Source organism: Microcoleus sp. A006_D1 (assembly GCF_036702805.1).
Lineage (GTDB): Bacteria > Cyanobacteriota > Cyanobacteriia > Cyanobacteriales > Microcoleaceae > Microcoleus.
This window is the reverse complement of record NZ_JAUBVZ010000002.1, coordinates 617,328-641,698: the sequence shown is the minus strand read 5'-3', so window position 1 is coordinate 641,698 and position 24,371 is coordinate 617,328. Positions and strand designations below refer to the sequence as shown.

15 protein-coding genes are annotated in these 24,371 nt (G+C 45.7%); 5 read left to right on the top strand and 10 right to left on the bottom strand.

Annotated features, from left to right (window positions below):
• Window positions 1-22: 22 nt before the first annotated feature.
• The 3 genes from rppA to QUB68_RS05595 all read right to left on the bottom strand — a co-directional run bounded on the left by rppA (window position 23) and on the right by QUB68_RS05595 (window position 1,786).
• Complete coding sequence (gene rppA, locus QUB68_RS05605; protein WP_332990135.1) at window positions 23-709, bottom strand: two-component system response regulator RppA; 687 nt, start codon at window positions 707-709, stop codon at window positions 23-25.
• Between the two features lie 59 nt (window positions 710-768).
• A complete protein-coding gene (locus QUB68_RS05600; protein WP_332990133.1) occupies window positions 769-1,419 on the bottom strand; it encodes a glutathione S-transferase family protein in 651 nt (216 codons plus the stop codon).
• A 103-nt stretch (window positions 1,420-1,522) separates the two neighbouring features.
• Window positions 1,523-1,786 carry a hypothetical protein gene (locus QUB68_RS05595; RefSeq protein WP_332990131.1) on the bottom strand — a complete coding sequence of 88 codons (264 nt, stop codon included), beginning with the start codon at window positions 1,784-1,786 and terminating at the stop codon, window positions 1,523-1,525.
• Between the two features lie 182 nt (window positions 1,787-1,968).
• Between QUB68_RS05595 and hisG the strand changes: the two genes are divergently transcribed.
• A complete protein-coding gene (gene hisG / locus QUB68_RS05590; RefSeq protein ID WP_332990129.1) occupies window positions 1,969-2,613 on the top strand; it encodes an ATP phosphoribosyltransferase in 645 nt (214 codons plus the stop codon).
• Between the two features lie 223 nt (window positions 2,614-2,836).
• Here hisG and QUB68_RS05585 read toward each other — a convergent pair whose 3' ends face one another.
• Complete coding sequence (locus tag QUB68_RS05585) at window positions 2,837-4,297, bottom strand: response regulator (protein WP_332990127.1); 1,461 nt, start codon at window positions 4,295-4,297, stop codon at window positions 2,837-2,839.
• A 591-nt stretch (window positions 4,298-4,888) separates the two neighbouring features.
• Complete coding sequence (locus tag QUB68_RS05580) at window positions 4,889-5,089, bottom strand: hypothetical protein (protein ID WP_332990125.1); 201 nt, start codon at window positions 5,087-5,089, stop codon at window positions 4,889-4,891.
• A 178-nt stretch (window positions 5,090-5,267) separates the two neighbouring features.
• Here QUB68_RS05580 and QUB68_RS05575 point away from each other — a divergent pair, with 178 nt between their 5' ends.
• Entirely contained in the window at window positions 5,268-5,498 is a 231-nt protein-coding gene (locus tag QUB68_RS05575) for a helix-turn-helix domain-containing protein (protein ID WP_332990123.1), read from the top strand.
• Between the two features lie 86 nt (window positions 5,499-5,584).
• On the opposite strand, the gene QUB68_RS05570 is transcribed toward QUB68_RS05575, so the two are convergent.
• The 3 genes from QUB68_RS05570 to rpiA form a co-directional block, all read right to left on the bottom strand.
• Window positions 5,585-7,219, bottom strand: coding sequence for a WD40 repeat domain-containing protein (locus QUB68_RS05570; protein ID WP_332990121.1), 1,635 nt, complete (start codon window positions 7,217-7,219; stop codon window positions 5,585-5,587).
• Window positions 7,220-7,372: 153 nt separating this feature from the next.
• Window positions 7,373-9,586 (bottom strand): hybrid sensor histidine kinase/response regulator, encoded by a 2,214-nt coding sequence (locus QUB68_RS05565; protein ID WP_332990119.1) that lies wholly within the window; start codon window positions 9,584-9,586, stop codon window positions 7,373-7,375.
• A gap of 614 nt (window positions 9,587-10,200) precedes the next feature.
• Window positions 10,201-10,917 carry a ribose-5-phosphate isomerase RpiA gene (gene rpiA, locus QUB68_RS05560; protein WP_332990117.1) on the bottom strand — a complete coding sequence of 239 codons (717 nt, stop codon included), beginning with the start codon at window positions 10,915-10,917 and terminating at the stop codon, window positions 10,201-10,203.
• A gap of 216 nt (window positions 10,918-11,133) precedes the next feature.
• Between rpiA and QUB68_RS05555 the strand changes: the two genes are divergently transcribed.
• The gene (locus tag QUB68_RS05555; protein WP_332990115.1) at window positions 11,134-14,766 is read left to right on the top strand and encodes a tetratricopeptide repeat protein; all 3,633 of its coding nucleotides are present in this window, start codon (window positions 11,134-11,136) and stop codon (window positions 14,764-14,766) included.
• Window positions 14,767-15,158: 392 nt separating this feature from the next.
• Here the strand turns inward: QUB68_RS05555 and QUB68_RS05550 are convergent, their stop codons facing one another.
• Window positions 15,159-19,100 carry a PAS domain S-box protein gene (locus QUB68_RS05550; RefSeq protein WP_332990113.1) on the bottom strand — a complete coding sequence of 1,314 codons (3,942 nt, stop codon included), beginning with the start codon at window positions 19,098-19,100 and terminating at the stop codon, window positions 15,159-15,161.
• 294 nt (window positions 19,101-19,394) lie between these two features.
• Between QUB68_RS05550 and QUB68_RS05545 the strand changes: the two genes are divergently transcribed.
• Window positions 19,395-19,604: a hypothetical protein gene (locus QUB68_RS05545; RefSeq protein ID WP_332990111.1), complete on the top strand. Its 210-nt coding sequence runs from the start codon at window positions 19,395-19,397 to the stop codon at window positions 19,602-19,604.
• Window positions 19,605-19,738: 134 nt separating this feature from the next.
• Window positions 19,739-20,311, top strand: coding sequence for a cytochrome b (locus QUB68_RS05540; protein ID WP_332990110.1), 573 nt, complete (start codon window positions 19,739-19,741; stop codon window positions 20,309-20,311).
• Window positions 20,312-20,554: 243 nt separating this feature from the next.
• On the opposite strand, the gene QUB68_RS05535 is transcribed toward QUB68_RS05540, so the two are convergent.
• Window positions 20,555-24,289 (bottom strand): alpha-mannosidase, encoded by a 3,735-nt coding sequence (locus QUB68_RS05535; protein WP_332990108.1) that lies wholly within the window; start codon window positions 24,287-24,289, stop codon window positions 20,555-20,557.
• Window positions 24,290-24,371: the final 82 nt, after the last annotated feature.

Genomic DNA, 24,371 nt, shown 5'->3' with positions numbered 1-24,371 from the left:
TTATGGGCAATTCCTATTATTATTAATTGGCTTCTGCAAAGCGATAGCCTCTGCCGTAGACTGTGTGAATTAGGACGGATTCGCGCGGGGCTTCTATTTTGCGCCGCAGCAGGCGAATTTGAGCGGCTAATACGTTGCTGCTGGGTTTTTCGGCTTCAGTCCATAAATATTTGTGGATTTGTTCGTGTGTTAGTATTTGACCGGGATGGCGCATTAAGTATTCTAATAGTTGACATTCTTTTTCGGAGAGGTCAATTGTTCGATCGCCCCGATAAGCTATTTGATTGTCGTAGTCTAGCTGTAAATCTGCGACTTGCAGCCGCCCGACAGCCACATCGGCGTCAAAAGTAGGAGGCCGCCGCAGCAAGGCGCGGACTCTGGCTAGGAGCTCTCGCAGTTCAAATGGCTTGACTAGATAGTCGTCTGCGCCTGCGTCGAGTCCTTGTACGCGATCGTCTAGGGTATCTTTGGCGGTGAGAAATAGGACTGGTGTATTCCGTCCTTGCGATCGCAATTGTTGACAAATTGCCAATCCGGTTTGTCTCGGTAGCATCCAATCCAAAATTAGCAAATCGTAACTTCCCTGCATTGCTAAATTGCTGCCATTTTCTCCGTCAAATGCCACATCAACTGTATAACCTTCGCGGCTTAAAACTCGACTCAAAGGGTCTGTCAACTCAACTTCATCATCAACTAAAAGAATCCGCATCCTGATTTTAAATTTAAGATTTTAGATTTGACATTTTAGGTTAAGTAAACTAATTTTAGCTACACCTTAAAATGTGCAAAACTTTCCGATTCGCTGCAAGCTGCTGCTATCCATTCCTGGATGGCAGGCAGTGCTAAAATCGCATCAGCATAATCTTTTGCTTCGGAATCTAATTTGACTCCGTAGGTGACAAAACGCATGACAACGGGGGCGAACATAGCGTCAACTACTGTGAATTTTCCGAACAGCATATTGCCGCCTGTGCCGAATTTTTGGCGGCATTCGCGCCAGATGGCAAAGATGCGATCGATCTCTGCTTGTACACCGTCCGTCATTCCTTCTCCCGGATAGCGGTTGCGGCAGTCCATCGGCATATTTTCGCGCAAATTTTGGAACCCCGCGTGCATTTCGGCGCAGATGGAACGGGCGTAAGCCCTAGCCGCTACATCGGCCGGCCACAAATCCTTCGCAAAGCGATCGGCAACGTATTCGCAAATTGCTAAAGATTCCCAGACTTTCAAGTCGCCGTCGATTAAAACTGGCACTTTTCCCGAGGGAGAATACCGCCGAATTTCCTCATGAGTTGTCTGCGCGTCTAGGGGGATTCTGACTTCGGCAAATTCCAGTCCAGCTTGTTTCATCGCCAGCCAAGCACGCAGCGACCAAGAGGAATAATTTTTGTTGCCAATAACAAGTGTCAATTCGGTCATAGTTTAGCTGTCAGCTATTTGGCGATCGCCCGTTAAATTTTAAGTTTTAGAGTTGAATACACTGTTAGATGCGTGACACACCAGCCTCTGCAAGCATTTTACATTAACAGCCTCCCAGCGTTCCGCGTTTTTCTGCAAACGGCGATCGGGGGGCTGTATCGACGATCACACCTGATTTGGCATTGAATTTTTTTCCGTGGAGTTTGGCATCGTTAGCGGTAGGTACGACCACTGTATAGTGCATTTCCTCTGCCTCTACACCGCCGCCTGAGAGGATTTCATCTACTGTAATTTTCAGGGAATCCGGGTCTACACTGTGAAATTCTCCGTCAAATTCTTGACTGTCAAACTCTTGATTGTTTTCCATACTGACCGCCCTTGAAAAAAATGACTAAATATAATATATACCCAAACAAAGGATCGAGCAATACCCGAAATTTATTTTCCGCTGTGAACTCTATGTGTTATTCTGGGTTTGGTAAAAGCTGTTTCTGCTTGTGCCGCAATCGCCCCTTCCCAAATTGAGCAATTTACACTCTAAAAATTGACATGATTACTGTTGCACTTCCCAAAGGCGGACTGTTAGGAGATAGCATTCGACTGTTTAAATCGGTTGGATTAGACTTTAGTGCTTTTCTCGATTCCTCTAACCGCCAACTTCAAATTTATGACCCTACCGGAACTGCTAAAGCTTTGCTAGTCAGGACGCATGATGTCCCGGTTTATGTGGAATACGGTCAAGCTGATTTAGGGATTGCGGGTTATGATGTATTGCGGGAAAAAAAGCCGAAAGTTGCTAATTTAATTGATTTAAATTTTGGTAAGTGTCGGCTATCGGTGGCGGTGAAAGAATCTAGTCCTTATCGGCGAAGTGTGGATTTGCCTCCTCACGGTAGAGTTGCTTCTAAGTTCGTAAACTGTGCGAGAGAATATTTTCATAATTTGAATTTGCCTGTGGAAATTGTGCCACTTTACGGTTCTGTGGAGTTGGGGCCGATTACGGGTATGTCGGAGGCTATTGTGGATTTGATTTCGACTGGCAAAACTTTGCGGGAAAATGGTTTGGTGGAAATTGATGTTTTGTTTCAAAGTTCGGCTTATTTGATCGGTCATCCTTTGAGTTACCGTTTGAATGCGGGGGGAGTTAATGAGTTGATCGGGAAGTTGAGAGAACAAGTTTTGACGACTGTTTGATGTGGGTTTAAATTAGAATCTTCTTATAGGTTCGTAGTAAGGACTTTAGTCATTATTGGCGCTGAGAATGAGGACTGAAATCCTCACTACGAACCTCAGAAGGACTGAAATCCTCACTAGGAACCTCAGAAGGACTGAAATCCTCACTACGAACCTCAGAAGGACTGAAATCCTCACTACGAACCTCAGAAGGACTGAAGTCCTCACTACGAACGAATTACGTTTAGCTCCTTTTTGAGCTGATATTTGCAGGTATAAGACCTAGTTTTTCCTGACATCTATCTATATAAAAACTGACGACTGTATCAGCGGGGTTTTGTTGGATTAGTTGCTGAAAATATCCCAAGGCGGCGACAAATTTTTCGGATTGCCATCCTTGAATTCCTTTGTCAAATAAAGATTGGGTAAGCTGTTTTGCTTGAGAGTCGGGACTGGAGGCGGCCCAGATTTCGTAGATTTCAATGGCTTGCTGCTTGCCGCGCGGGGTTACTCGATCGATCCAGCGATAATAATAATTGTTGCTGGGCGAATGGCTGTCGGCTGCTGTCGCGCGAGAAGTAGAAATCATACTTTCCGGTGTTTCGGCTTCCAAGTTGCACTTTAATAATAGACTTTCTTTTGAGTTCAGACTTATGCTATTTAGAAATTCTCTCGCATGAACGATCGCACTTTCGCTAACAATAATTTGGCAGCCGTATATTTTGGTTAAATTTTCTAACCGAGAAGCTGTATTTACCACATCGCCGATGACTGTAGAGTCCATGCGGCGATCGGAACCTAATGTGCCGATCATGCCGATTCCTGTGTTAATTCCCGTACCGATATTGACGGGATATTGTAAATTGTATTTGTGGCGGCTGGTATTAAATTCCTGCAAACTTTCTTGCATTGCTACTGCTGCTTCGATCGCATTTATAGCGTGAGAATGCGGCTGGTCAAATACTGCCATGATAGCATCGCCTAGGTATTTGTCAATAAACCCGCCGTGGGACGTGATACATTCGTTCATTTTAGTAAAAAAAGCATTCAACCATTCAAAAGTCTCGCGGGCTTCTTGAGATTCCGCGATCGCAGTAAACCCGCGAATGTCGCAAAACAGAATAGTCAGCTCTTCTTCTGTGACATTGCCCAACTGAATCGATTCTATTCCTTTAGGCGCAATTCGTTCTAGAAGCTGCTCCGGCACAAAGAGCTGAAATTTTTCGGAAAGATACTCGTTGGCCTCCCAAGCTGCGGCGATTTGGCGCTTGCTTTGCTCTTTTACCTGCTTGTTGAATTGGGAGGATACAACTTGCGATCGCATTTGGCTCAACTGTAAAATATTTTCAACTTTTGCCAGCAACAAGCGACTGTTAAAAGGCTTTGTTAAATAATCATCTGCCATCATTTCTAACCCTTTGAGGCGAGATATGTCGTCATCGAGGGCAGTCAAAAAAATTATCGGTACTGTTTGCAATGTTTTATCGTTCCGCAGGATGTCGCACACATCAAAACCGTCCATCTCTGGCATCATGATATCCAGTAAAATTAAATCGGGTTGAGATGCGCGGGCGAGGGAGAGCGCTTCATCGCCCGATCGCGCTGATACTGTGGCGTATCCTTTGAGTTGCAATAACTCTTCTAATAAAATCAGATTAGCTGGCTCGTCATCAACCAACATGATGCAGGGCGACTTGTTTGACATGGAATATGATAGGTAAAGTTTGGTCACCGATCGGCAAGGACGAAGGATTGAGGGATTTAGCTAGGATTGACGCACGATCGCCTAGAAATCGGATTTTTGCCGAAAATACTGCATCCAGACTTTTAATCGGAGTAAAAAACCCGGTTTCTTTAGTCTAATAGCGTCCAGAACAGATTGTGTTGTATTCTTTAGCCTTTCCCCTCGTTCCTGAAAAGAGATGCCCCCGATCGCCAACATAGCTGAGTTAGCTTAGTAGAAGTTGATTTTACATTCAATTTAAAATTTCTCTAATATTGAGTTTAGCGTTTCGCATCATGAAATGTAATAAATTACACCTCTGTGGCAGTGAACCCAGGATTAGTGGCAGTTGGAAAAGTAGGACGCCCAGCAGTGTCAAATACAATAGTGCGATCGAAGACAGCCTCACGTGGGGCTGTTTTCTTTTTCCCTAATAGTCCTGACGCACGGGTGGCCAGAAACCGGGTTTGATGGACGAAAATCCTCTGCTATAGTCCGCAGTAAGGGTAAAAAACCCGGTTTCTTTGTCGGGAGTGCGTAAGTTCTGCCTAAAAAACCGATTCCTACGATCGGTTATCGGCCTTGAGGTGTCAAATCAGTGCGATCGGGCAAAGCAAACACAACTTTCAATCGGATATCGGGGACTCGCTGGCGACACAACTGAAGATGTCCGTCAGCATCCGATCGATTGCGGTATCGCCCGACAATCGCCCATTGCAAATTGGGCAGCAAACGGGCAACCGCCCAAGGCTTCAAGCACTCTTTATAGGTCATAATGGGTTTTGTCTCCATTGCATAAGGGAGCTAGAGCCAGCGCGGACACTTGGTAGGTAGAGGCGCTGGCTTTTGACTTGATATTCATTTTATAGCGCTAGCGCATATATGTCAACGCATATATATGAATGCGTAGGTGTGAAAGTTCTAGTTCTGACACTCAAATACTCATAAGCTAATGGGTATGTATCGAGTAAAAGTTAGAGTCAAAGAGCTTTGCGAAGAGCGGAACTGGAGCCTTAACGAACTAAGCAGACGTTCTGGTGTCACATACACTACCGTTCGCCGTTATGCTATGCAGCCAATGGCGAAGATAGAAATAGACCCAGTTAGCCGTATTAAGGAAACATTTGGCTGTTCTTGGGATGAGTTGTTGGAATTGCTTGGGGATGGTTCTTTTGAGGAGTGAGTGCGATCGCTTTGCATTTTTATAGGAGGGATGAGGGGTGCGATCGCCACAGATTAGACTATATTATGAATTGCTATTTCTCAACTCTAGTTCCAAAAATCCCACAGTTTAATAGTCTTGCTTGCACCTGTTACCAGTGTTTTTTGATCTAGGCTAAAAGCGAAAGGTCCGGACTTTTCCTCAGAAGGCCAACGTTTCTCTGCAACTAGCTTTCTAGTATTTAGATCCAAAAAATAAATTATAGATTTAGAAATGAAAGCAACAAGAGAGCCATCAGGGCTGAAAACAACAACCGAGCCAGAATAGCGACTAACTCCTTCTTCATAATTCCATTTCAATGGATACCTATTATTTTTTTCCCCTTGCTTGATATCCCACAATTCCCCTAATTCGTTTACAACAAGAGAACCATCATGACTAAATGCAACGAAGCGAATTGAATGCATTGGACCTTGTAGAACCTCTTGCTCTCCCGTCTTCATACTGGAGAGCAGAACTAACCGCTTACAGCTACTTGCAATCGTGTCATTATCAGGGCTAATTGCCACACTAAAGGTGTAATCCCAGTTTCCAGTAAATTTTTGCAGCAATTCTCCTGTTTTGATATCCCAAACCAAAACCTCTTCATCTACTGCTGTGACCAACTTTTTACTATCAGGCGTAATAGCAAAATCATGAATAGATAAAGATATAAATTTTTCTCTTTTAGTTGTTAAGTTCCAAATTGATATACCATTGAGATAACAACTGACTAACATTTCTCCATCTGGACTAAAAGCAAGGCTACTAACAATATGGTTGACTTTCGCCAGATTTTTACAACTCAAACCGTTGTTGATAATAGAGTCTATTTCACTAACTACAATTGTTTCAATATTGCCTTCAATAGAACTTTTACAAGCAAATGCTAGTTTATGACCCTCTGGGCTAATAGCCACACAAGATACTTCAAAATTTATTGGAATAGATTTTATGAGCTTCATTCCATTGTTTGTTTCGACTGTCATACTCTGGCAACAAACTAACACGTCCTCACCTGCAAGTGTCTTCTTAGTTTTATTAACAATAGTTTTTGGGTCGATAAGGATAACCAGAGCTTTTGGGAGGTTTACTCGTTCTAAAGTGACATTGATTGCAGTACCTTTGATAGATTTTCCTAAGCTTCTGAGCAGAGTGATTGACTCTTGAGTCAGGTGTCCCAATATCTTACCGTTAAGCCTCACTACTGCAATCATCAGTTTGTCTTTAGGTTGAGTATTCCTTCTAGGTTTTGGATCTGGAATAAAGTCAACAGTTAAAGTTGCCGTTTCTCCTGTGAAATCGACTTCGGCATAGTCATAGGGTTCCAATACTTCAATCCTGAGTAAATTATGACTACCATCAGGTTTCCTCTTGCCTCTTGCCAGCACTGCTTTTCCCAACTCAGGGAAAATTTGTGCGATCGCTTGAGTTCCGATAGGTAATTGCGATAAGTCTTGAGCATAGGGGCCTAGGATTTTCCCCTCCACAGCAATCCCCTCTTTTTTAATCTGTTTGTTATCACGATCGGGGTAAGTAACCCAAACTACTTCAATCGGAACCCTCTCTCCTTTCCACTGGCGTCCCAAGTGTTGGTTTGTGGGCTTGTCAATTCCAACAACCTTTTGTTTAAAATTTGTCATGGTTACTTGAAAAAATGTTAAAGTTTTCTTAATTTTATTCGGATTTAGATTTTGCAACATTACCAATATATATCGGGGTTGCTGATTATGGGTAGGATTTAAATTTTCTTAACGATCGCAAAATCTACCTCCATCAAACTTTTGATATTGAAGATTGTGGTTTCATCCCACGCAAGCTAACAGTTACTTTTACAACCTCTGTATAAATGCTGTTTAAGTGAGAAAAGAACGGATAGTCGCGATCGTCAAATTCAGATCGAGCGGCTTGCTCAAATAAGCGGAAGCGCCAGCTTCCAAACATCGATCGCGATCGCCAGGCATCGCCATCGCCGTCACCGCAATCATCGGTACCGACTCCCAGACAGGATTTGCTTTAACTCGGCGCATCAACTCAAAACCGTCAACATCGGGCAACTGAATGTCCATCAAAATCAAATCAGGCAGCAACTCCGGCGCAGTAGAGGCGGCAAGAATTCGATCGACCATCGCCTTCCCATCGGCGAGAATTTCTACCCCGTAGCCCTCCAATTCCATCACCTCCGAAATTAACATTTGGTTAAAAGGCTGGTCTTCCACCACCAAAATCCGCTTGCTGCCAATTGGTAATGCGATCGCAGAAGCAGCCACTAACTTGGCATCCAAGGCACAAGCAGCAAAGCTTCCCAACTCTTGACGCATCTCCGTCAAAGGCAGCCAAACGCGGAACAGACTGCCGCGATCGCAAACAGATTGAAAAGAAACAGTTCCCCCGTGCAATTCCGCCAGACGCTTAGTCAAAGCCAAACCCAAACCCGTGCCTTCGTGGCGCCTAGTCAGGGAAGAATCCACCTGTTGAAAAGGTCGAAATAGCAAGTGCCAGCGCTCTTGAGGAATGCCGATCCCAGAGTCTTTCACCTCAAGACAAAAATAAGGAGTGCTGGCATTTACAGGAGAACAATCAGGGCGATAATCGCCGTTCATTTCGCTGCCGTAGGCGAGACGCCCGCTGAGTTTAACTTGTCCTCGTTCCGGGGTAAATTTGATGGCATTGGAAAGTAAATTAATCACAATTTGTCGCACTCGGCGTTCGTCGAGCAAAACTTTAGTAATGCGGTAATCGAGTTCTAGACACAAACCGATCCGCTTTTTGTCCGCCCGCGGCTGAATCATTTTCAGACAGTCTGTCGCCAGTTCGTGAACGCGCACCGGCTGCAAATTTAGTTCTACTTTCCCCGCTTCAATTTTAGAAAGGTCGAGAATATCGTTGATTAGCTGCAACAAGTGCTGACCGCTTTTTTCAATTAGTTCTACATAGTTGATTTGTCGATCGCTCAACTGTCCGGCTGTTTGCCGCAGTAGCAAGTCAGAAAACCCGAGAATGCTGTTGAGAGGCGTTCGCAATTCGTGGGACATCGAGGCTAAAAACTCGGATTTTAACTGAGAAGAATACTCTAATTGTTGGTTAACTTGGCGCAGGTTTTCTTGTGTCTGAGCCCGCTCGATCGCCGCCCCCAGTGTCCGACAAGCAGCCTCCAACACTTCTTGGTGGAGGGATGCTTGCAGTTTTTTGACGTTGCGCGACTCCAGCGTCAGCACTCCGATGATTGTGCCATCGGTAGATGCGATCGGAAAAATGCCCAATTGTCCGATTCCCGGATGTCGAAATTCCGGCACAGCATTGGGATGTTGGGCATAATCATCGACAAACAAAGGTTTACCTGTTTCCACGACTTCCCACAGCAAACCGGTGCCGCAGGGAATGCCTTTATCGAGCAATTCTTGCATTTCTGCGGCGACGGGTTCCCCGTAACTAGCCACAAATTGAGTAGAAACTCGATTGGAAACCGTCGCTGCTTGCCGGTCTTTTCCCTTGCCGCTAATGACTTTCACGTCTCCGAAAGCAGCATTCGTCGCTTCTACCAGATAGCTGAGGGCAAACTGACCTATTTCTTGCAAACTGTGAGAGTTTTGCAGGCGTTCGGTTAAACCTAGAAGAAATGTCAGGCGCCTGACTTCTGCGTTCAAGCTAGCTTGTGATTTTTGGTGTACGGTAACGTCTCGAAAGGTAAACAGCCGCCCGCCGCTGTTGGTAATTGTGGCGCACACCTCCAAACAAACGGCGTTGGATTGCTCGAAATAAAATGATAAACTTTGATCCTGAGATGTTTGCAGTGCTTGCTGAAACTGTTGCCACTGCTGAAGGGATAAATAACCGCGATCGACAATTTCGGCAAACAGCAAGTCGCACTTGGGCTGTGTGTCGAGCCATTCTGGGGACAGTCCCCAAGTTTCCGCCAATTTTTTGTTAAACAAAACTAAGCTGTCAGACGAGTCGAACAGAGCGATCGCATTGTCTATTTGGTTGAGAATCAGTTCTTGATCTGCCCTCAACTGCTGCAAGTCTATCTCCATTTTTTCTGTGTCTGTAGCTCTTAGTTTTGTTGTCATAACTATCTAAGGATATGCCAAGAGTTATCTTATAACCCATTACTTAATTTGACATATTTTTGGGTTTTTTGGCAGTGAGGGCGATCGACCTGCTTTGTGATCTGAGACACTTCCTGCCTGAGGACGCGCTATAGGAGAGGCTTTTCGACTTGTATCGGCTACACTGCTCGATCGTGAGGCCATAAGCAGGGAAAGCATCATCACACAAGCAGATTTTTTTAATCAGAATGCTATCGAGTTTGATGGCATCCGATTTGAAATAATTATGCCATAAATAGTGTTCGTTCTGCCCGTATCAAAAGCTAAACCAGGTATAGCATTTGACAGTGGACAGTTGACAGTTGACAGCTCGCCCGAAGAGCGAAGCCGAAGGGTTGCATAACGGGAATCAAACCATTGATAATTGACGGCTATCGGCTCTATTCATGAAGTTATTTATGTCCTCACCGATGTGGCGGTTGCTATAACAATACATCTGTACACTTAGGTTTTCAGATTGCCAACAATACGTCAAACTATTTTTGATATTATAGCTAATTAACTGTAGGGTGCGTCAGGGTAAATTTTATCGAGTAGGTGGTGAAAACATTCAGTCCTGACGCAGCCTGGAATAACTATTTAGAAATCTCCCGGACGACTGGTTTGCCGTCTTGAATCTCGCCAACCAAAACCAAATCTGTACAGTTTACAAACAAGCCATTTTCTAACACGCCAGGAATGTTATTCAAAGTTTTTTCTAATTCCCCAGGGTTGTCAAGGTTATCAAATTGAACATCAATTACCATATTACCTTGGTCGGTAATTACCGGGCCTGCTTTTCTCACACCCATGCGGAGTTCTGGTTTACCGCCCAATTTTTCGATGGCGCGGGTAACGGGGGTAATCGCCATCGGTATAACTTCGATGGGTACACGAAAAGTCGAACCCAATTTATCTACCATTTTGGAACTGTCAACTACTACAATAAATTGAGTTGCCAGATAATCGACTACTTTTTCGCGCGTGTGGGCGGCGCCGCCACCTTTAATTAAGTTGAGGTGGGGATCTACTTCATCAGCGCCGTCGATAGCCACATCAATTCTGTCAATTTCGTCGAGAGTTGTCAGGGGCACTCCGTACTGTTTGGCTAACACTTCTGATTGAAAGGATGTGGGTACTCCCTTGATATCTTTGAGTTCGCCTGATTTTATGCGATCGCCCAACGCTTGAATAGTATAAGCTGTAGTTGACCCCGTGCCGAGTCCGACAATCATACCAGATTTTACGCGATCGGCGGCAGCAAAGCCAACTTGCTGTTTCATCAATTTTACGGGGTCTTGTTCTGTGGTCATGTTCGGTACTCCTCAATAATTTTAAGATTATACCATTTATGGATTTAATGAACCGCAGAGAACGCAGAGAACGCAGAGAGGAAAAAAACAGGGAAAAGAGCATATTATTTAAACTTGCTCTGCGAAAATTTTGGTTTTCAGTGTCCTCTCGGTACCGCAGCCCGAACTCGTCCGCCAACTGCGCTCAGTCGCGGTTTTAGCTTACCAAATACCTATTTGGAAACGTCATCTATTGCGGTGATGGAGGCGATGGCCAGCGGGTGCCGGATTGTGACGAGTGAATTGGCAGCTTTGCCGGAAACAACTGCGGGATTTTCGCGTCTAGTTTCCATGTCAGGGAGAGAAAATTTGGCATCGCTAACTAATTATAACCGTGCGGGCAAACCGGATTGGGAAGGATATACAAGGCGGTTTTTTGAGGCGACAGTTGCAGTTTTAAAAGAGTGTACGGGTGCGGGCGGCGCAACTGCTGAAAATCATCTGAGACAGCAGGTAGAATATATAAATCGAGGGTGTACTTGGTCTGTGGGTTCCCGAGATTGGGTAGAATGGTTGAATAGTATTAGTGTAAAACCTGTAAGAGTGGCAGAGCAAATGATAACGGAGTTTTTGGTGGATTTAGAATCAGCTCAAGCATATTTTGTCAAGGGAAATCGACTGAAAGATGCAGGCAATCTCGGTGGCGCAATCGAGAATTATCAGCAAGCTTTAAAGTGCAATCCACAAGATGCGGAAGTTCATAAGAAGTTGGCGGAAGTTTATGTTTTGCAAGGAGAATTTGAGCGGGCGATCGCCTGTTGCAATCTCGCTCTTAAATTCCAACCGAATTTTGCTGCTGCTTACTTGACAATGGGCAATGCCTTGCACGCTCAAAACAAGCTGGAAATGGCAGTTAAAGCTTATTTGCAAGCTTTAGAAATTCAGCCGCAATTTGCCGAAGCCAGCGCGAATCTCGGCAGTATGTATTACAAGTTAGGGGAATTGGCACAGGCGGCAAATTTTTACCAAAAATCTCTTGCTATTAATCCCGGTTTGTGTTCGGTGAATTTGATGCTGGGTAGCGTTTTTCAGCAGCAAGGAAAGTTAGATGCAGCAATTGCTTGTTGTAACAAAGTGCTGCAATTGCAACCGAAAGATGCCAGCGCTGCTGAGAAACTATCCAGTTTGATAGAACAAAAACAGCGGCAAACTGAGGCCAGCAAATTTATCGAATTAGAAACAGAATCAGACGCACAACAACCAGTATCTGTCAACAAAGATGAAGGCTACGGCTTGCAGCCTTCGAGTATCAATTTGCCGCCAGCGCCCACCCCTGAAAATTTAAATACTCCGTTTACTAACCCCGCCGAAGTTTCCGAACAAGTTACCTCACTGAATGTTCCCGATAGCACACAGATTGCCAATTTTCAAGCAGTAGAAGAGTACAAAACACTGGCAGAAAACTTTTTAGTTCAAGGTAAGATTAAAGAGGCGATCGCAGCGTGCCACCAAGCACTAAAAATTAGACCTGATTTCACCCACGCTTACGTCACTTTAGGCAATGCTTTGCAAGCGGAAGGCAAAATTGAAGCTGCTATTAGATCCTATTCTCAAGCCCTAGAATTGCAGCCAAATTTTGCGGAAGTACGCGCTAATATCGGCAGTATGTACTTTAAAATGGGGCGTTTGGAAGAGGCGATCGCACATTACCAGCAAGCCATCGCCCTGAGTCCAGATTTGGCAGGCGCTCACTGGAATTTAGGGAAAGTATATCACAAACATGGCAACGTCGAAGCAGCGATCGCCTGTTTTCAGAGAACATCCGAACTCAACCCCCAGCTTGTCGGCGCAGACTTCCACTTTAACTTGGCTAACCGACTTTTCGGGCAAGGCAAGCGCGACGAAGCCATCGAAAGCTACGAAAAAGCGATCGCCATTAAACCGGATTGGGCTGAAGCTTACGGTAACATCGGCAGCGCGCGATCGCAACAAGGCAATCTCGATGCTGCCATCGCTTACTATCAGAAAGCTGTAGCTTTAAAGCCGGAATTAGAAGTGCTGCACTTCAATTTAGGCAATTCTTTTTTACAGCAATCCAAGTACGAAGAAGCGATTACTAATTACCAAAATACTCTGAAAATCAAGCCAGATTGGCCGGAAGTTCATGCTAACCTCGGCAGTTGTTTTTCAATGCAGGGGCGGCTGGAAGAAGCTTTAATCAGCTATCAGCAAGCTTTGGCACTAAAACCGGATTGGGCAGAGGTTTACTGCCGGATGGGACACATTCAAAAGCAAGATAAGCCGTTGGAGGCGATCGCACATTTTGAAAAGGCGATCGAATGCAACCCCCAATACAGCGAAGCCCACCAACAACTGTGCGACTTGCTAAGCCACTCCAGCAACCTCGCCGGAGCCCGCAACGTAGCCGACAAATACTGCGAATTCTGCGGCGACAAGGCCCCAGTCATGTCAGCCACAGCCTACGTTTTTTCCTACCTACAATCAGGTGTCAGCCAACAGGCAATTCAGAAACTCGAAGAAATCGAAAAACTCTGCTACGAAAAAGTCGAAACCTTTAGCGTCATCGAACTCAAACTGCTCTACGAAATATTCCTATTTGCAGTTTCCCACCTGCGAGACAACCGCGAAAAAAATGCCAGTTTCTACCGACTAATTGCCAAAAAATACTACCAAAAAGCCGTCCCGCAGCGGCTGCAACCCAACAGAATAAAATCCGCAAATTACCTAACAAAACAACAGCCCTTAAAAATCGGTTTCCTTTCCAAACACTTCCGCCGCCACTCCGTAGGGTGGTGCAGCGAAGCTCTAATTCGCGAATTAAGCCGCATCACTCCCCACGTTCACCTTTACGTGACAGGTAAACTCAACCGAGATGAAGTTACGCAGCGGTTTGAAGACATGGCGGGCAAGTTTTACTGGCCCAAAAAATATCCCAACGGCTTTGCTGACGGCGGCGAAATCCTCGCCGAAGTAGTGCAAGACGATTTGGATGTTTTAATTGACTTAGACTCGATGACAGTGCCGACAAATGTCGAAGTGCTGTATCAATATCCGGCAGGGATTTGCGTTTCTTGGTTGGGATTCGATGCGCCATACATTTCGGATAATCACTACTTTCTCTGCGACGAACACACTCACCCGCCTGGTGTCGAAAAAAATTACTTAGAACAGTTAGTGAGATTGCCTAGTTGTTCGGTAGCAATTGGCGAACTGCAAAGCATTCCTGTGAATCGAGAAGCAATTAGAAATGCTCTGGGAATTGGCTTGGAGCAAATGACTTATCTGTGCGTTGCTCCCGGCAGAAAAACAAATCCCGAAATGGTGCAAGCTCAAGTTAGGATACTTAAGCAAGTACCAGATAGTTTGTTGATTCGCAAAGGTCAAGGCGATCCCGATGTGATTCACAGCACTTACCGCGAAGAATGCGCCATTCAGGGAGTAGACTTTGAGCGGATAAAGTTTATCGGACAAACTAGAAGCGAAGAAGAACACCGCGCTATTTATTACGTAGCTGACGTGCTTTTAGATTCCTATCCTTACAACGGCGGGACTCACAATTTAGAGGCTTTGTGGGCGAATTTGCCAGTGGTAACTCGCTCCGGCGACCAATATCTGTCGCGCATGGGTTACGCTTTTCTGAAAAGTGCAAATCTTGATGTGGGCGCGGCTTGGAGTTGGGAGGAATACACGCAGTGGGGAGTTAAGTTTGGGCGCGATGCTGGTTTCAGAAATGCGGTGAAACAGCATTTGATTAAGTCAAAGCAGCCAGAACATCTCGCGCCTTTGTGGAATCCTAAAAAGTTGGCTGAGGATATGTATGAGGTGTTTCAGAAACTGTTAGCGAAATAGGTGGGGAATTGGGCATTGGGCATTGGGCATTGGGCATTGTGAATTGGTATAGTTAGTTAGCTACTGTGTCCTCTGTGGGGGGCGAGAAACCCGGTTTCTACGAGATTTTGGGTTGAGTAACGAGAAATGTATAGAGAAACCGGGTTTCTGAGGTTAGCGTGCGTCTAGGACTATGTTTTTATGCTGCTCTCGGTGAAGTTTTGTAACAATATTCGGGAAAATGCGTAAAAACTCCGCGCGGAGTCTGATAGATACATAGCTGATTCATAGTACCGCGATCGCACTGACCTTATGCCGGTTAGGGCGATCGTTTTTTTAGTAAGCTGTTCACAACTGACAACTGCCAACTGTCAACTGACAACGGCCAACCACCAACTGTCAACTGTCAACTGTCAACTGTCAACTCGATCGCGCCCGCCAGACTTAGCCCGATACAGCGCCTTATCAGCAGCTTCAATCAACATCTTCGGCGAATTTTGACCTTCAGAAATCGTCCCCACCCCCATGCTGAGAGTCACGCAATCCGTGACAACAGACTTGAGGTGGGGAATTGCCAGAGCTTTGACACGCCGCCGGATTCCCTCGGCAATAGCCTTTGCAGCCGCGATATCCGTATTTGGCAAAATTACCCCAAATTCCTCGCCGCCGTACCTAGCAGCCAAATAAAGGCGTTCTGGGGGTGCGTTCGTGCAAGCATCTCCGATCGCCCGCGCCACTTGCTGCAAACAAGCATCCCCGGCTTGATGGCCGTAATTATCGTTGTAAAGTTTAAAACAGTCAATGTCACACATAATCAAGGATAGCGGTTGCGAACTGCTCGACTGCTCCCATTCCCGGTTAATCACCTCGTCAAACCGGCGGCGATTAGCTAGCTGAGTCAGACTATCCAAATTCGCCAATCCGTCCAACCGCTGGTTGGCAGCAGCTAGTTGCTGGTAAAGTAAAGATTGTTCGATCGCGATCGCCACTTGAGTAGCCAACTGACTCAGCAAATCCATGTCAAACTGCTGCCACTGGCGGGGTGCCGAACAGTGGTGGGCAATCAGCAAACCCCACAACTTCGGCACTTGACAAGTAGGATTACCGTCACGGTGTTCGATTCCCTGCTGCACGATGGGCACGACCAAATTCGCTTTCACCTGACACCCAGCCAAAAAATTGACGTGACACTCGGCCAAATTAGAAGCGTGAATGTCCTCCACGGATCGAATTCTGCCCTTTAAATACTGTCCGATGTAAGTATTAGCAAAACAGCAATCCTCTACAGCCATCCCCATCAGCGGCATCCATTCTTCCCCAACCGACTCCACCACCACATCTCCGTTCCAGTCTGGCCGGAAGCGGAAAATAATCACGCGATCGGTTGCCAAAAACTCCCGCACTTCAGCTACTGTAGTGTTGAGAATATCTGTAATATCCAGAGAAGAACGGATGCGCGATTGAATCTGGGCAATCAAACGTTCCCGCTCAACTTGCTGCCGCAGGGCGACTTGCACCTGCTTGCTTTCAGTAATATCTCGACCTTCCGGCAGCAGCAAGACAATTTTACCAGTTTCGTCCGCCACCGGTTTGAGCGAAAAATCAATAGTTGCCGTGCGGTTTGCACCTTGAACTTCCACTTCATAGCGGACAAATTCACCTTTTGCCGATCGAGAAATCGCCTCTTGCAACTGTTCCCGAACTTCCTCAGAAACTCCCCACCAAGGCCCCTGCCAAAACGGGCGATTTGCCACATCCCGCAGCTTAATTCCCGCAAAATCCAGAGAAGTTTGGTTAGCTTCCAGCAGAGTGCCGTCAGGTTTCAACAAGCTGACAAATTGGAAAGAAGAATCAAAAATTGCCCGAAAGCGCCGTTGAGAATCGCCCAACATTGCCGTCACCTTTTCCCGAGAAGTAATATCGCGGAAGCGCCACACCCTACCAATAATATTTTGTCCGACTCGAATCGGCTGCGTGTAGCGCTCAAAAGTCCGGCCATCTTTAAATTCTAGAAGATCGCAGCCTTCCGACTCCGCATCGCTATAAATTTCTTTGATTCTCTGCAAAAAAGCCCTCGGATCTTTAACTTGCTTGGTGAGAAATGTCAGCCGCACCGTTCTATCCATTGAGTTTCTAACTTCTTCATAAATTCCCCACATTTGGACTAACTTTTCGTTAAAACTAATCAGTTCTCCGGCGTTAGTAACGGCGAGAATGCCGTCTGCGGTTGCTTCCAGGGTAGCGTGCAGCAGAGAGCGCGATCGTTCTAATTCTGCTGCGATCAATTTGCGTTCCGTGAGGTCTCGCACTGCTTTCACCTGCACTAAACGACCTTCGTAGACTACGAACTTACTACGCACGTCAGCAGGAAAAGCAGTTCCATCTCGCTTGAGAAAAATCGTTTCGCAGACTGTATCGCTGGCTGCCGAAATCATTTGCGGTGCCTGTTTGTAGGATTTCGGCGACAGCAGTTCCAGCAAGCTCATGCCCGCCATTGCCCCAGGTTCGTAACCGAACAGCTCGCCAAAATTGCTGCTGACGCTCAAAATTGTGTCGCGGTCAGCCACCGCAACTGCTTCAAAATAAGCTTCTGATTCGAGCAAGCTCGGTGCTGCTGTGCTGCTGCCATTTTCGCCGGAATAGCTGTTGGTAATTAGCTGTTGCATTTGCATATTTGCCGAGTACAAAGCGGCCATTGCTTGCCTGTACATAGCAGTGCGTTTCTCCACTTTTTCGGTGAGGCGATCCCGATATTCTCGCAGTTCTTTTTCGACTCTAATCAAGTCTGTAATATCTACTGCAAACACGATTACACCGGCGACTTGACCTGTTTCGTCGCGGTAAGGTATTGTATCTTTCCGCACCCAGCATTTTTGACCGGAGACAGTTGGCAGCAGTTCGACTTTTCCCAGTTTGGCAACCCCGGAATTGATTACTTCCAAATCTTCTAAATAATATTGCTCTGCTTCATCTGGATAGATTTCATAAAAAGATTTTCCTTCTAATTGATTTGCGGGCAAACCTCTGGATGCAGCGGCGGCTTGATTAATTCGCAGCAGGCGGCTTTCCGTATCTTTGTACCAAATCATCGCCGGCACGGAATCAAAAATAATTTGTTGTTCTTGATGCTGGCGGCGCATTTCTGCTTCTGCTTGTCTTCTTTTGATTATTTCTTGTTGCAGTTTTTTGTTGGCTTTTTTGAGTTCGGCAGTGCGTCTTTCTACTCTTTCTTCTAGTTGGTCGTAGTATTGGCTCAGTAAGTTTTGCTGCTGTTCGCGCCGCATTGCTTCTAATTTTGATATTTCGCTAGCTGACAAGCTTGACGATACAAAGTCTGCTAATATTTGGGTTAATTCGTGTTCCTCTTCCGTCCAGGCGCTGCCGGAACCCAGGCGTTCGGCGCTGACTATTCCCAACCTTTGACCTGCTAGCAAAATCGGTACATTTAACAGAGAAGTCGTCCCCCGCTCGGCAAAATAAAGACTGGCAAGTTCTCGGGTTCTTGGGTCATTTTCTGCTGCCACCGTTGCGATCGCACTTGCAGATTTTAAGGCTTGAAAATACGCCGGACAGTCGGCGGCGGTGACGATTATTTGTACGGAATGGAGTTTCGTATTTTTTTCGTAAAGGTCGATGCAGTGAAGCTGCGTTTTGTCTTCGCCGTACAGCCAAATGCTGGCTCGATCGCATCTGACAACACTGACAGCAGTTTCTGTGACTTCGCGGATGAATTCTTCTATATTGTGGCGTTCTTTAAGTTGACTTTGGGCTAATTTTGCGATCGCCAAAGTTGGACTGCGCCAATTTTCTCTCTGCTTGGGCGGCGCTGCTACCAAGGAATCGGCCTTAATTTCTTCGCAAACTAAAAGTACAGCCGGCTGTTGGAAATTGGCAATTGACCCATCGCTATTTTCCCCTATTTTCCAGTCTACCATAGCCCAGGCGCGCGCGGTTGCTTTTACCCAGATCGCCCTGCCGTCTTTGCAAGTCAAGTGACCTTCCCAACAAGCAAATTGTGCAGTTGGCGTACCATTTTTGGGGTGTGTCAATTCGGCAAATTCTGCCTGCATTTTCCCTTGATTTTGGCAGTAAAATATGTTAAAAATTGAATGACAGATTAATTCCTGCGACCTGTAAGCGAGGCGGGACTCGCCGAATTTATTTAGCGAAAAAACTCTTCCCAAAGCGTCTACAACGAAGTAAATGCCCGGAAAATTGTCATAAAGAGTTCGATACCAATCCTGTTCGACTTGTGGGCTGCACGAAAGTTTTGAGGCCGCGAGTTCGCCGCCAGTGCCGGTCAAGTGAGAGTTCTTGGTTTCTGGGTGGCTGGAATGACTTTTTTTTGCAAACACTTTTAGCTTAACTCGACTGTAATTAATTTTACTTTCTGGGATTTAACTTTCTTGTGAAACTAAATTTAACCTGTTATTTGCAAAAAGTTACAATTTGTAACAGAATTGCCACTTGTCCAGCGCGCTGGTTTTCGCTGGCAAATGCCACCCCTGTGTTTGTTTGTAGTTAGTAGATTGCGTGCAGACCCATTGCTCACTCGTGGCGGTGCCGACAGGTTTAGCTGCAATTACCGCGTCTGTACTTTGAGGATTCTCGACAATGGAAAAATAGGCAATCAAGGGTTTTAATAATCTATGATAACACTTCAATATCTAGTGTTGGGACTGACCTATGTGAATTTCGGTTTGGGATATTTGCCTGGGCTGCGGATGAACCGGGCGGCCTCGGCAATTGTCGGGTCAGATGAGTGCGGTGACTTTGGGGATATTCGACCTGAAAACCGCTTGGCAGGCGATCGACCCAAGTACGATCGTTTTTTGGCCGAGAATGACGATCGTGAATAGAGTTAATTCGACGGTTTAATAAATATTGGCAATAATTAAATTCAGTAAATCCGATCGCGCACAATATACCACAGGCTTTAGTACCATAGTTTATACTGAATCTTGTGCAGCAAATGCTAAGGAGGTAAAGAAGAGTGACTACCCTAAAACCCGTTGATAAACCCCGACTTAATTCTGCGTTCAAGCAATTGATGTCCTTACACTGGGTGATGTCAGCTTGCTATTTAGTGCTGTTTATTGGCGGTACGTTTATGGCTCAATTGCCGAGAGAATTGTTGATTCGAGGCCCCCTTTACGATTTTCATAAATCTGTAGGAGTGCTGACGATGGCTTTGCTGACTTTGCGGATTTTGACTCTGCTGCGAGTAGGGTGGAAAAAGTATACGAAACGCCTGCCAAAGTTTACGAAGGAGTGGTACAAAAATCTGGCTCTGCACGGGACTCTTTACGTTTTTATGTGGCTAGTTCCGGTTGCTGGTTTCTTTTTTTCTAACTCTTTCAAAAGTAACAATGTGAAATTTTTGGGAATTGTTTTGCCGGATGTGTTTCCGCAGAATTCCGCAATGGTTGAGGTGGGAAGAAGTTTGCATTTTTGGCTGGCGTACAGTTTTTTAGCATTCGCGATTTTGCATATTTTAGCTCAGAAGAAAGTTGTGAGAGCTAATTGGCGCAGGTTAACAAATTTTGTTCGCACTAAGTTGGCGTAGAAGTTCGGCAGCGGATTCGCTTTCAGAGGATTTCATTCAGTTGACAGTTGACAGTTGACAGTTGACAGTTGAATGCGACCTCTACCTAAAAGGAAGAGGATTGGAGTAATGAATAGTTTTCTTTTAATTTCTCGCCTTTAAGGGTTCCGGCTTTAAACCAATTGTTTCTGGTAACGGTCAGGTAGAAGGCAATAATATCGATGGTTTCGGCAATTGAAAACATCTCGCTCGTCGAGAAGGTTGCTATAACTTTACCGCAAAACTGGCTATTTTCCACGCTGATATTCTGAAATCTTTCCCATTGTCTGACTTCTGGGGTAAATTTATGGGTTGTTCTAATAAATTGACAGGCTGACTAATCGCCAAACCCAAATCGCTCTTTAATTCCAACTTAGCCTCTTCACCATGACACTCGTAACACCGCAAAATCCACATATTAGCATCATCTTCCGACTGTTTGAATGCCATCAGCACTAAATTTTTGGCGGACAAATCCAACAATTTGCCAACTGCTGGCAGAGTCTTATGGCAATTTTCCTTTAACTTTGGCAAGACTTGTACCAGCAGTGGCAAATTCAACTCGTATCCGCGCGGAACTGTATCGGCTTCTTGCCAATTTCCAGCGTGGGGATAGACTGCACAAGTAAATTCCGAAACTCCTTTATCTGCTGCTTCATCCGGCCAAGTCGAACCTCGGAGCAAAGTCAGCCGGATTTGATTGGGCTGAATGTCGCAACCGTATTTGCAATCATTGAGCAAACTCACTCCAAAACCGTCATTGCTGATATCTACCCAGCGCAAAATCGGTACTTCCCATTTGGCTTTTTCGGCGGCTGTTTGCGGCTTGGTTGTGCGTGCGATCGCACCGCCGGGAATTTCGCAAGTTGCAAAATCTGCTGCGACATTTAACCCGAAGGCTGTTTTTACTAAAACGTGCTGTTCTTGCCAATCTACGACTGTCTTAATTTTCAGCAGTGGCGAACCTACTTCTACTATATAATCTTGGCAAAACTCCGATTTACCAATTTGCATAACTACGCGCAAACTCTGCCGCACTTCTCCCCGCTCAACCCAAGAAATCTCTTTGAGTATCGGCGCAGGTAAAGGATGTTTTTGATAATTCGGATCGATGTTCCAAGCATCCCAATATTGACCGCTGTCTTGAAATGCTTGCAGTTGATTGCCTCCGGCTGCATTCAGGACTTCTCTGTTGTTTGCTTTATCCCAGATGCTGGATAAATTGCCAGTTTTGGCGTCTATTTTTGCCCGAATAAGTTCATTTTCCAAGACCATTTCTTGGGTGGCAAAATGCGTTTCTTGACAAGGCGTGTTTTTTTGTGTTATACCGTATGTAAGTTTTGGTAAGTCTGTCTTTTTTTCGGTGGCTGGGCTTGCTGGCGGGCGATCGACTGTTTGAGCTTCTTGGCGACAGAGCCAAAATAGGCGGTAGCCGATCGCAGGCACATCATTCGCGCAAAATAATAGTGTAGATTGGGATTGCGCTTGGAGCCGATCGCCCTTGACAATCTGGGAAGTCAACCGCTGTCGGGATAAGTCGTAAATTTGCCAAGCTGAATCAGTGGAATCGGGAAGAGTTACGGCGACAACCTGTGACCGCGACCAATTGAGAGGATTGAAAATCAGAATCGGTTGAGCGTCCGGCTGCGGTGGAGAAGGCAGAGAAATTTGAGCTGCGATGGCATCTAAGGATTTTAGCAGGATTTGGCGGCAAGTGCGATCGACCTCGGCAAAGGCTAGATTAGCATCCGTGTAGACTTGGGCGATCGCCGAACCCGGCAAAATATCGTGAAACTGGTTAAACAACACCTGTTTCCAAGCAGATTCTAACTCAGATTTGGGATAAACCGCATCAGTGCAAATCGTTGCTAGCGAAGACAGCAATTCCGCTTGATAGAGCAAATCTTCGCAGCGGCGGTTTTGGCGTTTTTGGTCAGCGCGAGTCGTGTAACAACCCCGGTGGAATTCCAGGTAAAGTTCGTCTTGCCAAATCGGCAGAGTGCGGGAAATAGTTTTGAGTTGTGAGATAGAAGGATTTGCATCCGAAATTCTCGACAAATTGGAAAATTCTAGCGCCCGCAAATTCCCGACAGTTTCGCCAACTTGCAAATTCTCCTGATTGTCCGATTCTGGAACATCATTTTCGGGCAAAGTTGCCGCAACTTCCGGCAAAAACTGACTCTCAATCAAAGACAAATAATCAACGGCTTTTGCAAACTGCAAATTCGGGAAAAAAGGCGACAATTCCCAGCGTTTAGCAACTTCAATCATATCACGAGTCGGGCCGCCGCCGTGGTCGCCAACTCCCGGCAACCAAAGAGCATCTTGCAAACCAGTTTTAACTTGCCAATCAAAAGCATGACTTGCCATTTTAACAGATTCTATACTTTCGCCGATCGCACCAGACATCATACTAAATATTTTAGTACCATCCAACCCTTCCCAGCAAAACGCACCGTGGGGAAATTCCGTCGCATCATTCCAGCGCAACTTCTGCGTCACAAAATAATCAACTCCACCGTCGCGCAAAATCTGAGGTAATTGCCAGCCAAAACCGAAAGTATCAGGTAGCCAAGCCACCCGCATCAATTCCCCAAACTTTTCTTGCGCGTAACGCTGTCCGTAAAAAACTTGTCGCACCATTGATTCAGCCGAAATCAGGTTTAAATCCGGTTCCACCCACATCCCGCCGACAACTTCCCAACAACCCGCAGCCACCTGTTTTTGAATTGCAGCAAATAAGTCCGGGCGATGCTCTTCCATCCAAGCATAAAGCGCCGGAGTTGAATGACAGAAAATCAAATCAGGAAACTCCGATTGCAATTTCAATACCGACTCAAAAGTTCGTTCTGCCGCTTTCCAAGTTTCCGGTATAGGCCACAGCCAAGCTAAGTCTAAATGAGCGTGACCAACTAAATAGATTTTACCTGTATATATAGATGTCCGCCCGCTATTTTCTCCTATATATATAGATGTACTGCGGCGATGTTCTCCAACCTGAGAAACTTGCTCTTTTATTCCTCCCTCTGTGTTCTCTGCGGCCTCTGCGGTTACATCATCTAAATCCCCAGAAAAAGATGTCCCCTCACCAGTTTCTCCTATATATATAGATGTAGCGTTACGATTTTCTCCCACCTCAAAAACTTGATCTCTTCTTCCTCCCTCTGTGCTCTCTGCGCCCTCTGCGGTTAAATCATCTAAATCCCCAGAAAAAGCCCGCAGATATCCCAGTAAATTGTGCCGCAAAACAGACAGCGAGCGATCGAACTTTTCGCGATCGGGCAAAGCAGACCAATCAATCAAACCAAGCGCCAAATCAATCTCAGATTTCAGCGTTTCCCCCTTGACAAACCAGGGGTGATTTGCTATACTTTTAGAGGGGAGGTATTGGGAATTTTTATTTTCTAAATTTTGAGTCAGTGAATTTTGCAAAATCTCTAATTCGGCAGCCACAAAACCCGGATCGAAACAAGCAGAGTCCGCAGCTTCGTACAAACAAATCGATCGCACTAAAGCACCGCGATCGTGTCCCGGACTTACCAACCGCAAGATAACTAAAAATTGATCTCCGGGATTGACCGACGAACTCAACAAAACTCGATCGGCACAATCAAATAAATCGCCTTCTGAGACCAACTCACCGTTCACAAAAATTTGAGCATCTTCCGCCCACCAAGTCAAGCCCAGCAGCAACCGGAAACCAAGCAGAGGATAGCCGTGCAAATTGTCAGGAATTACAAAATTCTGCCCCAAATAAACAACTTGCTTCCCCGACGGCCAAGCAATATGTCCTTTGGCGTTAATTTCGGCAACTTGTCCGTTAGAAATATCTACAGCCACAACAGCAGAGTCAGCATCGCAGTACCTCCAACCAGACTGAACCTCCACTTGACAGAGGCGGCGCAACTTCTCTACTACTTCAGAAATATTATTGTTAGCAGGTGGCACAGAAGCGTTCATTTTTAGCTAAAATAGGACTTGCGTAGGAATCTGGCTCGAAATCGAACCGCGTTGGCGTAGCCTGCGCGAAGCGCTTAGACGC